Annotated in this window: 13 protein-coding genes; 7 read left to right on the top strand and 6 right to left on the bottom strand. The window is 61.7% G+C overall.

Features of this window, described 5'->3' with window-relative positions; all coding sequences use genetic code 11:
* Positions 1 to 12: 12 nt before the first annotated feature.
* From ACP2AV_RS12215 to ACP2AV_RS12190, 6 genes are read left to right on the top strand one after another with little or no spacing between them, the layout of a single operon-like run.
* Positions 13 to 378: an Mth938-like domain-containing protein gene (locus ACP2AV_RS12215; RefSeq protein WP_426373020.1), complete on the top strand. Its 366-nt coding sequence runs from the start codon at positions 13 to 15 to the stop codon at positions 376 to 378.
* Entirely contained in the window at positions 375 to 998 is a 624-nt protein-coding gene (gene ccmA, locus ACP2AV_RS12210) for a heme ABC exporter ATP-binding protein CcmA (protein WP_426373018.1), read from the top strand. The genes ACP2AV_RS12215 and ccmA overlap by 4 nt, the downstream gene beginning before the upstream one ends.
* Complete coding sequence (ccmB, locus tag ACP2AV_RS12205; RefSeq protein ID WP_426373017.1) at positions 995 to 1,651, top strand: heme exporter protein CcmB; 657 nt, start codon at positions 995 to 997, stop codon at positions 1,649 to 1,651. The genes ccmA and ccmB overlap by 4 nt, the downstream gene beginning before the upstream one ends.
* A 54-nt stretch (positions 1,652 to 1,705) precedes the next feature.
* The gene (locus ACP2AV_RS12200; protein WP_426373016.1) at positions 1,706 to 2,437 is read left to right on the top strand and encodes a heme ABC transporter permease; all 732 of its coding nucleotides are present in this window, start codon (positions 1,706 to 1,708) and stop codon (positions 2,435 to 2,437) included.
* Entirely contained in the window at positions 2,434 to 2,586 is a 153-nt protein-coding gene (gene ccmD / locus ACP2AV_RS12195) for a heme exporter protein CcmD (RefSeq protein ID WP_426373015.1), read from the top strand. The genes ACP2AV_RS12200 and ccmD overlap by 4 nt, the downstream gene beginning before the upstream one ends.
* Positions 2,579 to 3,112 carry a DsbE family thiol:disulfide interchange protein gene (locus ACP2AV_RS12190; RefSeq protein ID WP_426373014.1) on the top strand — a complete coding sequence of 178 codons (534 nt, stop codon included), beginning with the start codon at positions 2,579 to 2,581 and terminating at the stop codon, positions 3,110 to 3,112. The genes ccmD and ACP2AV_RS12190 overlap by 8 nt, the downstream gene beginning before the upstream one ends.
* Before the next feature lie 447 nt (positions 3,113 to 3,559).
* Here the strand turns inward: ACP2AV_RS12190 and acnA are convergent, their stop codons facing one another.
* Positions 3,560 to 6,337, bottom strand: a complete 2,778-nt coding sequence (acnA, locus tag ACP2AV_RS12185) for an aconitate hydratase AcnA (RefSeq protein ID WP_426373013.1) — start codon at positions 6,335 to 6,337, stop codon at positions 3,560 to 3,562.
* Between the two features lie 351 nt (positions 6,338 to 6,688).
* Between acnA and ACP2AV_RS12180 the strand changes: the two genes are divergently transcribed.
* The gene (locus tag ACP2AV_RS12180) at positions 6,689 to 7,315 is read left to right on the top strand and encodes a DUF1223 domain-containing protein (RefSeq protein ID WP_426373012.1); all 627 of its coding nucleotides are present in this window, start codon (positions 6,689 to 6,691) and stop codon (positions 7,313 to 7,315) included.
* Here the strand turns inward: ACP2AV_RS12180 and ACP2AV_RS12175 are convergent.
* The 5 genes from ACP2AV_RS12175 to purB all read right to left on the bottom strand — a co-directional run bounded on the left by ACP2AV_RS12175 (position 7,312) and on the right by purB (position 11,839).
* Positions 7,312 to 8,193, bottom strand: coding sequence for a lysophospholipid acyltransferase family protein (locus tag ACP2AV_RS12175; protein WP_426373010.1), 882 nt, complete (start codon positions 8,191 to 8,193; stop codon positions 7,312 to 7,314). The two genes, ACP2AV_RS12180 and ACP2AV_RS12175, sit on opposite strands and share 4 nt — an antisense overlap.
* Positions 8,190 to 9,134, bottom strand: a complete 945-nt coding sequence (locus ACP2AV_RS12170; protein WP_426373009.1) for a DMT family transporter — start codon at positions 9,132 to 9,134, stop codon at positions 8,190 to 8,192. The genes ACP2AV_RS12175 and ACP2AV_RS12170 overlap by 4 nt, the downstream gene beginning before the upstream one ends.
* A gap of 52 nt (positions 9,135 to 9,186) precedes the next feature.
* A complete protein-coding gene (locus ACP2AV_RS12165) occupies positions 9,187 to 10,260 on the bottom strand; it encodes a flagellar motor switch protein FliG (RefSeq protein WP_426373008.1) in 1,074 nt (357 codons plus the stop codon).
* Between the two features lie 83 nt (positions 10,261 to 10,343).
* Positions 10,344 to 10,493: an adenylosuccinate lyase gene (locus ACP2AV_RS12160; RefSeq protein ID WP_426373006.1), complete on the bottom strand. Its 150-nt coding sequence runs from the start codon at positions 10,491 to 10,493 to the stop codon at positions 10,344 to 10,346.
* Positions 10,494 to 10,537: 44 nt separating this feature from the next.
* Positions 10,538 to 11,839, bottom strand: coding sequence for an adenylosuccinate lyase (gene purB / locus ACP2AV_RS12155; protein WP_426373005.1), 1,302 nt, complete (start codon positions 11,837 to 11,839; stop codon positions 10,538 to 10,540).
* Between the last annotated feature and the right edge of the window lie 158 nt (positions 11,840 to 11,997).

Here is an 11,997-nt window from a genome sequence, read left to right as displayed (position 1 = left end):
GATGAGGACAGGATGCAATTCACCGAGGTGACATTCGACGACGCAGTGCCGATCGACGGGTACGGGCCGGGATTTTTCCGCATCGGTGGGCAGGTCTACAACGGCGCGTTGGTGGTCGAAGCGGCGGGGGTGCGTCCCTGGGGCGGGCTGAACGATGCACAGACCCTGACCGCCTTGGCCGGCAAGTTGGACGTGCTGTTCATCGGCATGGGCGACACGCTGGCCCATCCACCAAAGGCGCTGCGCGAAGCGGTCGAAGAGGCAGGGTTGGGCCTGGAGCCGATGTCCAGCCCATCAGCCTGCCGGACCTTCAACGTGCTGCTCAGCGAAGGCCGGCGCGTCGGGGCCGCCTTGCTGCCAGTCGGGCCGGGTGAATGAGCGAGCCGCTGCTGCAAGCCAGGGGCCTTTCGTGCGCGCGCGGGGGGATGGCGGTGTTGCAAGGCGTCAACTTCGATTTGGCGGCGGGTGAAGCGCTGGTGCTGCGCGGGCCGAACGGAGCGGGCAAAACGACGCTGTTGCGGTGCGTGGCCGGGCTCCAACCGCCATTGGCGGGTCAGCTGATCGGGGCCGACGACCAGGTTGCCTATGCGGGCCATTCCGACGGGATCAAACCGACGCTCACCGTCACGGAAAATCTTGAGTTTTGGGCAGGGGTTTACGGCGGCGCGGGGATCGACGCTGCACTGCGCGGATTTGATCTGATGGGCTTGTGCGATCGTCCGGCCCAAAGCCTGTCGGCCGGTCAGAAACGGCGCCTGGGGCTGGCGCGGCTGCTTGTCACCAATCGTCCGGTCTGGGCGCTGGACGAGCCAACCGTGTCGCTTGATGTGGCCAGTGTCGGGTTGTTCGCCCAAGCGGTGACCGACCACCTGTCGAACGGTGGCGCCGCGCTTTTAGCGACGCATATCGATCTGGGGCTGGACGCGCGGGTGCTCGAACTGTCACCGTTTCGCGCCACGCGCCACGAAGGCGCTTTCGATGACGAGGCTTTCTTGTGATCCGATTGTTTACGCGCGATTTGCGCATAGCTGTGCGCGCGGGGGGCGGCTTTGGGCTGGGGTTGGCGTTCTTTTTGATCGTGGTCACGCTGGTCCCCTTCGGTGTCGGTCACCAATCCGATCTCTTGTCGCGTATCGCGCCGGGTATCTTGTGGGTTGGGGCGCTCTTGTCGTGCCTGTTGTCGCTCGACCGGCTGTTTGCCCTGGATTACGAGGACGGCTCGCTCGACCTTCTGGCGACCGCGCCGGTGCCGCTAGAGGCGGCGGTCGTGGCCAAGGCGGCGGCGCATTGGGTGACGACCGGCCTGCCGCTGGTGCTGGCTGCGCCCGTGCTTGCCATTCTGCTGAACCTGCCGGGGCCGGCATACGGCTGGCTGGTGCTGTCGCTGGCGCTCGGCACGCCCGCACTGTCGATGATCGGGGCCTTTGGGGCGGCGCTGACGGTGGGGCTGAAACGGGGCGGGCTGCTGCTGTCGCTCCTGGTCCTGCCGCTCTATATCCCGACGCTGATTTTCGGGGCCGAAGTGGTCAAGCGCGGCGCCGCCACGTTGGCCACGGCGACTCCGCTGGCGATGCTGGCGGGTATCACCGCAGGGGCGGTCGCGCTGTTGCCATTTGCTGCGGCGGCCGCGCTCCGCGTCAATCTGCGCTAGGGGCTGGCGGCCTTGTGACTTGCCGGGTTGCCGGCGAAAAGCTAGAGGAAATGCATGTCGTTCTGGGAATTCGCAAATCCGCGCAAGTTCATGGGCTGGTCGGGCAAGGTCATGCCCGTGGCTTGGGTCATCGCGGCGATCGCCATCGTCGGCGGGCTGGTCTGGGGGTTTTTCTTTACCCCCGATGACTACCGGCAGGGGTCGACCGTCAAGATCCTCTATATTCACGTGCCCAGCGCCATGATGGCGATCAACATCTGGGTGATGATGCTGGTTGCGTCCCTGATCTGGGTCGTGCGGCGCCACCACGTCAGCGCGCTGGCCGCCAAGGCCGCCGCGCCCATCGGGGTCACCATGACGCTGATTGCCCTGATCACCGGCGCAATCTGGGGCCAGCCGATGTGGGGCACGGCCTGGGCCTGGGAGCCGCGGCTGACGTCGTTTTTGATCCTGTTCCTGTTCTATGTCGGGTATATTTCGCTCTGGGCGGCGGTCGACAACCCCGATACGGCGGCTGATCTGACGGCGGTTCTGTGCCTTGTGGGATCGGTTTTTGCGGTCCTGTCGCGTTACGCGGTGAACTTTTGGAACCAGGGGTTGCACCAAGGCGCGTCGCTGTCGCTGGACAAGGAAGAAAACGTTGCCGATGTCTTTTATTTCCCGGTTTTGCTCTCCATTGGCGGGTTCATCGCCCTGTTCGTGGCGCTGCTTTTGTTGCGCACGCGCACAGAAATTCGGGCGCGCAGGTTGCAGGCCCTGGAATTGCGGGAAAGGATGTCGTCATGATGCCTGATCTGGGAAAATACGCAGGCGCAGTGCTGTCGGCCTATGGCGCCACGATTGTGCTTTTGCTGGGTGTTCTGGTTCTTTCGGTGCTGCGCGCGCGCGCCGTCAAACGCAGGCTGGACGCGGCCGAGGAACGGCGCAATGGCTAAGTTGTCCCCCTTGATGCTGGCCCCGCCGCTTGTGTTCGCCGCGCTTGCCGGATTGTTCGTCTTTGGCATGGCCCGCGACAATCCGGATGAATTGCCGGCCGCGCGGGCAGGCAAATCGGCGCCGGTCCTGGCGCTAACCCCGCTGGGGGATGGCCCGCAGGCCATCGACGCGATGCTGCGCACGGGCGAGGTCAAGCTGGTCAACTTCTGGGCCAGCTGGTGCGCCCCGTGCCGGGCGGAACACGCCCAGCTTGAAGCGCTGGCTGCGCAAGGGATCGACATCATCGGGATCAACTACAAGGATGACCCCGACAAGGCGCTGGCCTTTCTGGACGAACTGGGCAACCCTTATGCCGCGCTCGGGGCGGATCCTGAAGCGCGCAATGCCTTGGAGTGGGGCCTTTACGGGGTTCCTGAAACCTATGTCGTTGACGCAGAGGGCACAGTGACCTTTCGGTTTGCCGGACCGATCACTGCGTCAATTCTGCAAAGCACGATTCTGCCCAAGATCGACGACGCCCGCTAAGACGCCCAGATCATCAGGCCAAAGAATCCCAACAGGGCGATCAGTTCTGGAAGGGGAAGGGCACTGAATGGTACCGCAAGCGTCTTTAAAACACGTTTCATAAAATAACTCAAAATAGTAAAAAGGTAAAAAATCCATGAGCGCCGCCCAGAATTTACTCGAATGGGCGGACGTGCAAGCCCATTGTTGACATAACGTAAACAATAATTCCCCTGCTGCTTGACTGACCCAAAAAAACATTTTGGAATCAAGGTGCCGCTGGTCGACCCATTTCGGATAAAAACAGGCCGCGTGCAGTGGAACGTCTGGAAAGACGCGCCGGCGAACGCTCAGGGCGTTGCAACCAATGCGCGAACCACCTGCGTAACCATGCCCCATGTGACAGGCCCGAACAGCATATGATGCCCCGCACTGCCGCGGAGCATCATTATGGCGTGGGCGACGGGTTCAGGCCTTGGCCAGATTCCGCAACACGTAGTGCAGTACGCCGCCGTTTTCGACGTATTCGATCTCGGGCGCGGTATCGATCCGACACTTGATCTGAATGGTTGTCTTGCTGCCATCCCCATAGGTGATGTGGCACGGCACGGTCGCCTGGGGTTTCAGATGGCCCGACAGCCCTTCGATGCTGACGGTTTCATCGCCTTTCAAGCCCAGTGTTTTTCGGGTGTCGCCGCCGGTGAATTCGAACGGGATCACGCCCATACCCACCAGGTTTGAGCGGTGAATGCGTTCGAAATTCTCGGCGATCACCGCCTTGACGCCCAGCAGGGCCGTCCCCTTGGCCGCCCAGTCGCGTGACGATCCTGCGCCGTACTGCTCACCGGCGAAGATGACCAGCGGCGTGTTCTTTTCGCCATAGGCCATGGCGGCGTCATAGATCGCCATCTGTTCGCCATCCGGGCCCTTGGTGTAACCGCCTTCCACGCCGTCCAGCATTTCGTTCTTGATGCGGATGTTGGCGAAGGTGCCGCGCATCATCACTTCGTGGTTGCCACGGCGCGACCCGTACGAATTGAATTCACGCACCGGGACCTGATGTTCGACAAGATACTTGCCGGCCGGGGTGGTGTCTTTGAACGAACCGGCAGGGCTGATGTGATCGGTCGTGACCATGTCACCCAGAATGGCCAGAACGCGGGCGCCTTCGATGTTTTCGATGGTGCCTTTTTCCGGGCCCATGCCCTGGAAATAGGGCGGGTTCTGGATGTAGGTCGATTCCGGCGGCCAGTCATAGGTTTCGCCGCCGTTGACCTCGACGCCTTGCCATTTTTCGTCGCCTTTGAAGACATCGGCGTATTTCGACAGAAAGGCCTCGCGCGTTACGGTCTTTTCGACCAGTTCGGCGATTTCCGCGTTCGAAGGCCAGATGTCCTTCAGGTAGACATCGTTGCCATCCTTGTCCTGACCGATTGGGTCGCTGGCAAGGTCGACGTTCATGTCGCCGACCAGGGCATAGGCCACCACCAGCGGCGGGCTGGCCAGATAGTTGGCCCGTACGTCCGGGCTGATGCGGCCTTCGAAGTTGCGGTTGCCCGACAGGACGGACGTTGCGATCAGGTCATATTTGTTGATGGCTTTGCTGATCGGCGCATCCAGCGGGCCCGAATTACCGATGCACGTGGTGCAGCCATACCCGACCAGGTTGAACCCGATCGCGTCCAGATCCTCTTGCAACCCAGCGGCTTCAAGGTACTGGGACACAACCTGGCTACCCGGCGCAAGCGATGTCTTGACCCATGGCTTGCGGTTGAGGCCCAGTTCGCGCGCCTTGCGGGCGACCAGACCGGCCCCGATCATCACATAAGGGTTCGACGTGTTGGTGCACGAGGTGATCGAAGCGATCACGATCGAGCCATCGTGCAGCTGGTAGTTTCCATCGTCGGTTTCGACATAGCCGCGCTTGTGGTGACCTTCGTCGCCGGGGATATCACGCGGCTCGGGCGCGCCGCCTTCGCCTTCCCAACGGATTTCTTCTTTGGTCGATGCGTCGTCCCCTTCGCGCACGCCTTTGACGTATTGCGCGAATGCTGTCGCGGCGCTGGTCAGCGCGATATAGTCCTGTGGACGCTTGGGGCCGGAAATGGCCGGGACAATGGTGCTCATGTCCAGTTGCAAGGTGCTGGAATAGACCGGGGCGTAATCGGCCCCGCGCCAGAACCCGTTTTCCTTGGCATAGGCTTCGACCAGCGCGATACGGTCCTTGTCGCGGCCGGTCTGTTCCATGTAGCGCAGGGTTTCGCCGTCGATCGGGAAAAACCCGCAGGTGGCGCCATACTCGGGGGCCATGTTCGCGATGGTGGCGCGCTGCGACAAGGGCAGGTTGTCCAGCCCTTCGCCATAAAATTCGACGAACTTGCCGACCACGCCGTGTTCACGCAGCATTTCGACAACCTTCAGCACCAGGTCGGTGCCGGTGGTGCCTTCCATCATCTCGCCGGTCAGCTTGAAGCCGACCACCTCGGGGATCAGCATGGAAATGGGCTGGCCCAACATGGCCGCCTCTGCCTCAATACCGCCAACACCCCAGCCAAGAACAGCAGCGCCGTTGACCATGGTGGTGTGGCTGTCAGTTCCGACGAGCGTATCAGGATAGGCGATTTCGGTGCCGTTCTGATCGGCGTCGGTCCAGACGGTCTGGGACAGATATTCCAGGTTGACCTGGTGGCAGATGCCCGTGCCCGGTGGCACGACCCGGAAATTCCTGAACGCGGTCTGGCCCCACTTGAGGAACTCGTAGCGCTCCATGTTGCGCTCATATTCGCGGTCCACGTTCATTTGGAAAGCACGCGGATTGCCAAATTCGTCGATCATGACCGAATGGTCGATCACCAGATCGACCGGATTCAGCGGGTTGATCTTCTGCGCGTCGCCTCCAAGCGCCTTGATCCCGTCGCGCATTGCGGCCAAATCGACCACGGCCGGCACGCCGGTGAAATCCTGCATCAGCACGCGGGCAGGGCGGTACGCAATCTCGCGCGGGTTCTTTCCGCCTTTTTCGGCCCATTCTGCAAAGGCCCTGATGTCATCGGTTGACACGGAAAACCCGTCGTCTTCGAACCGAAGCAGGTTTTCAAGGACCACTTTCAATGACGCCGGAAGCTTGGAAAAATCCCCCAGACCAGCGTCTGACGCAGCGGGGATGGAATAGTAATCATAGGATTTTTCGCCAACTTTCAACGTTTTACGTGTTTTGGCGCTGTCTTTACCGACCTGGACTGTCATGGGGCTTTGGCCTCCCGTCATCTTGAGGGGTTTCGCTAGTTCCAATGTGACCCATTTGCCGTTGGGTTCAAGTGCGAACTGGAAAATGTATACCACGGCATACCGAAAAGCCGCTGCGCGCGCAATGTCGACGCCGGTAGAACGAACGGGCGTGGGTTTTGGAACACATGTTACCGGAAACTCGCTAAACCTTGATTGGCTCCTTGCGGGCTGGCTGGCTAGGACTGTCGAAGACAAGCGCGACACATAGGGGCATCCATGCTGCCACGATCAAAAGACTCCATACGACGTGCCGCCGCGGCGTTTGTTGTCGCGAGCGGACTTGCCGGTCCTGCCACGGCCGGACCTGTCGTGGTTGAGCTGTTTACATCGCAGGGGTGTTCGTCTTGCCCGCCGGCAGACCGGTTCCTGGCTGAACATCTTGCGCAAAGGGACGACGTGTTGGCCCTGTCGCTGCACGTTGATTATTGGGACTACATTGGCTGGAAGGATGACTTCGCCCATCCCGCCTTTACCACCCGCCAAAAATCCTATGCCCGTAGCGCCGGCAGCCGGTCTATCTATACCCCGCAAATGGTCATTGACGGCCAGGACCAAGTGGTGGGCTTTCAGCCGATGCAGGTCGTCGATCAGATCATGCGCCACGCTGCCAACCCTGATCCGGTCACGGTCCGGCTTGAACGCAAGGGCGCGATCACACGGATCGAAGCTGTGGCCCAGACCGCTCTGCCCGAGGGTGGTGCCGTCATCCAGTTCGTCCGCTACGCCCCCCAGCGCGAGGTCGCGATCGAACGCGGCGAAAACGCGGGGCGTACCATTCACTACGCCAATATCGTCACACAGTGGGGCAATCTGGGCGCATGGTCCGGGCAAGAGCCGTTTGTCGCCACGGTTGAAACCAAGGGGCCGGACGCGGTCGCCATCATCGTTCAGCGCGCCGGGACGGGGCCGGTGCTGGGGGCAGGGAGCGCCCGTTAAGCCGCCTCGCGCTCGGGTTTCCAGCGGCGGTGGATCCAGAACCATTGCGCCATGTGTTCGCGCGTCAGCGCTTCAAGGCTGTCGTTGGCTGCCTGGGTCATCTCTTCGGGTGTGCCGGGCGGGATTGGCGCTTCAACGCGCATCACAAAGCTCAACCCGTCAGGCTGGCGGATGCCATAGATCGGGATCAGAAGCGCGTCGTATTTCAACGCCAGGTCCGCCGCGGACAGAGCGGTGCGGGCAGGGCGGCCAAAAAACTGCAATGGCGCGCCGCGGTGCATGTACTGGTCAATCAGGATCCCCGCTGCGCCGCCGGATTTCAGATGGCGCAACAGCCGTGCGTAGCCCTGCCGACCCCGTGGAAACATCGTTTCGCCCGTTGCTTGCATGGCGGCGACGTAATGGCCGTTGAAATACGGGTTTTTCATGGGGTTGTAGAGCCCGCCCACCGCGATGCCGCGCGCCGCCAGTGCCGCGCGCGGGGCCAGGTAATTGCCGAAATGCCCCGTGACCACAACGATCGGGCGCCCGGTATCGCGCGCGTCCAGAAGCGCATCGACCCCTGGGCCCTGCAGCGGCGCGGCGGCCATGCGGGCGGCAAAGTCGGGCCCCGAATACATTTCGATCAGGGTGCGGCCAACATTGTCCGGAACATCGCGCGCCAGCTGTTTGACCTGAGCCGCGGGAAGGTCGGGGCAGGCATAGGCCAGATTCTCGCGCACCCGCTTTGAATACCCGGCGACCGGCGCGACGATCCGGGACATGACCCAGCCCATCATCGGGACCCGGCGCGCATAGGGCAAGCGTGACAAAGCCCATAACATCGCGCGGAATGCCCCGTCTTCTAGCCGCCATTGGATGTCCTGCCGGCGGCTCATGTCTTGGGCCTTTCGGGCACGGCCAGATCAGCAGGGCCAGCGGCGGCGATGGTGGCCGCCGGGGCAGCCACACGTGTTTCCCGGTGCCAGATATAAAGGCCCGCGCCCCCGATGATCGCGGCCCCCACATAGGTCCAGCCATCGGGGTATTCGCCGAAAAACACCATGCCCCAGATCGTGGCAAAGATCAGCCCGACATAGGTAAACGGTGCCACCGATCCGGCCTCGGCCAAGGTGAGCGCGCGGATCATGGCGAACTGGCCCGCCGCCCCCAAACATCCGATCAGCACAAGCAAGGCCCAATCCAGCCGCCCCGGCGCCACCCAGTGAAACGGAACCAAGGCAGACAGCACGACCGTCCCGACGACACCGGTATAGAACAGCGAAGTCATTGCCCCTTCGTCCGGACCGACAAAGCGCGTCAGCAGCGCGTAGGCGGCAAAGCAGACCGCGCCCGCAACCGGCAGCAGCGCCCAGGGGGAAAACACCGCCGAACCGGGGCGGATCACGATCAGCGCACCCAAAAGAGCCACGCCAATACTCAGGCCGCGGCGCAAGCCCAGGGATTCGCCCAGGAACGCGGCAGCGCCCAGCGTGATGAGCATGGGCGCGATGTCCATGATCGCGGTCGCCTCGGCCAGTCCGATATGTTCGAGCGAAAAGAAAAAGAACCCCGTAGCCCCCATTTGCACCATCGAGCGCACGAAATGCAGGCCCGGATTGCGGGTGCGCAAGTGGCGTGACAACGCGGGCAGGATGATCAGAAACACGATCAGGGTCTGGCCGGTGTAGCGGGCCCAGAGCATCTGCACCGTGTCCAGCCGGTCTCCCAGCCCCTTGACCGTGGCATCCATCAGCGAAAGGAACAAGATGCAGGCGATCATCAACAGGATCGCTTTGGACTGGTCGCTCAGCCCGCCGGAATTGGGTGCGTTGGTCATCGCCCGTGGGTTTAGGCCGCGCGCGCGGGGCTGTCCATAGCTCAGCCGTGGCTCATTCGTCGTCTGCGATCAGGAAAATATCGCCGTCAGCCTCTAGCGCGCGGACCGCTGCGACCACTGCGGCCATAGCATCTTCGGCGTCTTTTTCCTTGACCTTGCCCACCGCTGCCATTTCCTCGCGCAGCCCGTCGGCCATGCGTTGCGACATGTTCGACAGGATGTAATCGGTCGACGCCTGGTTGTCGCCGGTGCCGCCGGCCATGGCCTTGATCAACGTTTCCTGATCGACATCGCGAACGACCTTGGGAATGTCGCGCGGGTCAACCCGGGTGGCGATATTGGCATAGGTGAAGATGGATTTGCGCACCAGGTCGGCAAAAGCCGCATCGGTTTCTTCAAGCCCGGCCAACACATCGTCGCGCGTCGTGGCGGGCGAAGAGTTCAGGATCGCGCCGATCCGTTCGACCGGCCCGTCAGAAAACGCTTTGGCCGGTTGCGCGTCCAGCTGCGCGGACAGCGATATGCCAATGCGTTTGACCACATCCGGCGCGATGCCGCCGGTCAACGAAATCGCATAGCTGATCTTGCGCGCGCGGGGGCCGGGCAGGCGGCCCAGCAGGTCGGCCGCCTTTGAGACCTTGAGTTTGGACAGCAGCACTGCCCCGACTTCGATGCTTTCGTGTTCAAGGATCGGAAGCAGCTTGTCGCTGTCCATGTCGGCAATGCGTTCCCACGGATCACCGGTCAGTGAAAACCCGGCCTGTTTGCGCAAACGCGCAATCGTTTCAGGGGCAATTGTGCCGTCCAACACCGATAGCGCCCCTTCCAGGCCGCCGGGAAAAGACAGGCCGATCGCTTCGAGTTCGCTGATGAATTCCTCGACCGTGAAGCGCAGTGTTTCGCGGTCAATGTAGCGCATCTGGGTCATCTGCCGGGTCAGTTCGACCTGCATTTCCTCGGGCAGTTTATCCAGCTTGATCTCGCACTCTTCGGACAGAAGCAGACGGACGACGATCGCGGCTTTTTGTTTTTTTGAGACTTTCGGAGGGCTGGGCGGGATCGGAATCGCGCCAAAACCTGCATCTCCACCGCCCATCGGTTCCCCGAGCGCTGGCAATCCGTCCATATTCTGGGCCTCCTGACCGCGATCTTTTGCGGGTAGTGTCGGCCAGAAGGATTAACGCCCGGTGACCAACCGGGCAATTTTCGTCAGGTTCCGACCTGCACGACACAGGCACCGGCGGTGCCGTCCCAGATATGGCCTTCGGCGCAGGACGACACCTGTTCGGGGTGCCCCGAACAGGCGGCATAGGTGATCGACGGCAGGGCGGTCAAAATGATTGCGAACAAGTATTTCATGCCAGGCTCTCCCTGAATTGACGTAAGCAGAGCCTAGCACGGAATCAGCCGAACACGCGCTTGAAAATCGTGTCCACGTGTTTGGTGTGATAGCCGAGGTCGAATTTTTCGTCGATATCCTCGGCGCTCAGGGCCTTTCTGACGTCTTCGTCAGCCAGCAGCTCTTCCTTGAAGTCGGCGCCCTGTTCCCACACCTTCATGGCGTTGCGCTGCACCAGCTTGTACGCATCTTCGCGGCTGACGCCGGCTTGGGTCAGCGCCAGCAGAACGCGCTGGCTCATGATCAGGCCGCGGAATTTGTTCATGTTGGCCAGCATGTTGTCGGGATAGACGACAAGGTTTTCGATCACACCGGCCAGACGGTTCAGCGCGAAATCCAGCGTCACCGTGGCATCGGGGCCAATGCCGCGTTCGACCGAGCTGTGCGAGATGTCGCGTTCATGCCAAAGCGCGACGTTTTCCATCGCCGGAACCACGGTCATGCGCACCAGCCGGGCCAGCCCGGTCAGATTTTCGGTCAGCACCGGGTTGCGTTTATGCGGCATCGCCGAGCTGCCCTTTTGCCCCTTTGAGAAGAATTCCTCGGCCTCGAGCACTTCGGTGCGCTGCATGTGGCGAATCTCGATCGCGACGTTTTCGATGCTGGAGGCAATCACCCCAAGCGTGGCAAAGAACATCGCGTGGCGGTCGCGCGGAATGACTTGCGTGCTGATCGGTTCGGGGCGCAGACCCATTTGTTCGCACACGTGTTCTTCGACGGCGGGATCAATATTGGCAAAGGTGCCGACCGCGCCTGAAATCGCACCGGTCGCGATTTCCCATTTTGCCTTTTCCAGACGGTTCTTGTTGCGATCCATTTCCGCGTAAAAACGCGCAAAGGTCAGACCCATGGTGGTGGGTTCGGCGTGTATGCCATGGCTGCGCCCGATGCGCACGGTGTCTTTGTGTTCCAGGGCGCGCTTTTTCAGGGCCGCCAGCAACCGATCCATGTCCGCCAACAGAATGTCGGCGGCGCGCACAAGCTGCACGTTCAGCGTGGTGTCCAGCACGTCCGAGCTGGTCATGCCCTGATGCACGAACCGCGCTTGTTCGCTGCCGATGTGCTCGGCCAGATGGGTCAGAAACGCGATCACGTCATGCTTGGTAACGGCCTCGATTTCGTCGATACGGGCGACGTCAAAATCCACATCCTTGGCTTTCCACACCGCGTCCGCATTTTCCTGCGGGATGACCCCCAGCTTGGCCTGCGCGTCGCAGGCGTGGGCTTCGATTTCGTACCAGATGCGGAACTTTGTGGCCGGTTCCCAGATATCGGTCATCTCTTTACGGGCGTAGCGGGGGATCATGGGCAACCTCTTTGGATATGGATCGCGCGCGGTGTAGCCGGGCATGGGGCAGGGAGCAAGGGGCGCGGCCCGTCGCCCGTGGCCGATGCCTGCTCCGGATACAATTTTTTCTTACCGGTTTTCGCGTGTTTGCAGTAAACTGAGGCTGGTAAGAGGGT

Source organism: Aliiroseovarius sp. PTFE2010, assembly GCF_049943335.1.
Lineage (GTDB): Bacteria > Pseudomonadota > Alphaproteobacteria > Rhodobacterales > Rhodobacteraceae > JBNFVY01.
This window is presented reverse-complemented; position numbering and strand designations above follow the sequence as displayed.

Excerpts from the sequence above, each read along its gene's own strand:
- ACP2AV_RS12215 (WP_426373020.1), top strand. The coding sequence starts at position 13 with ATGCAATTCACCGAGGTGACATTCGACGACGCAGTGCCGATCGACGGG.
- ccmA (WP_426373018.1), top strand. The coding sequence starts at position 375 with ATGAGCGAGCCGCTGCTGCAAGCCAGGGGCCTTTCGTGCGCGCGCGGG.
- ACP2AV_RS12200 (WP_426373016.1), top strand. The coding sequence starts at position 1,706 with ATGTCGTTCTGGGAATTCGCAAATCCGCGCAAGTTCATGGGCTGGTCG.
- ccmD (WP_426373015.1), top strand. The coding sequence starts at position 2,434 with ATGATGCCTGATCTGGGAAAATACGCAGGCGCAGTGCTGTCGGCCTAT.
- ACP2AV_RS12190 (WP_426373014.1), top strand. The coding sequence starts at position 2,579 with ATGGCTAAGTTGTCCCCCTTGATGCTGGCCCCGCCGCTTGTGTTCGCC.
- acnA (WP_426373013.1), bottom strand. The coding sequence starts at position 6,337 with ATGACAGTCCAGGTCGGTAAAGACAGCGCCAAAACACGTAAAACGTTG.
- ACP2AV_RS12175 (WP_426373010.1), bottom strand. The coding sequence starts at position 8,193 with ATGAGCCGCCGGCAGGACATCCAATGGCGGCTAGAAGACGGGGCATTC.
- ACP2AV_RS12170 (WP_426373009.1), bottom strand. The coding sequence starts at position 9,134 with ATGACCAACGCACCCAATTCCGGCGGGCTGAGCGACCAGTCCAAAGCG.
- ACP2AV_RS12165 (WP_426373008.1), bottom strand. The coding sequence starts at position 10,260 with ATGGACGGATTGCCAGCGCTCGGGGAACCGATGGGCGGTGGAGATGCA.
- ACP2AV_RS12160 (WP_426373006.1), bottom strand. The coding sequence starts at position 10,493 with ATGAAATACTTGTTCGCAATCATTTTGACCGCCCTGCCGTCGATCACC.
- purB (WP_426373005.1), bottom strand. The coding sequence starts at position 11,839 with ATGATCCCCCGCTACGCCCGTAAAGAGATGACCGATATCTGGGAACCG.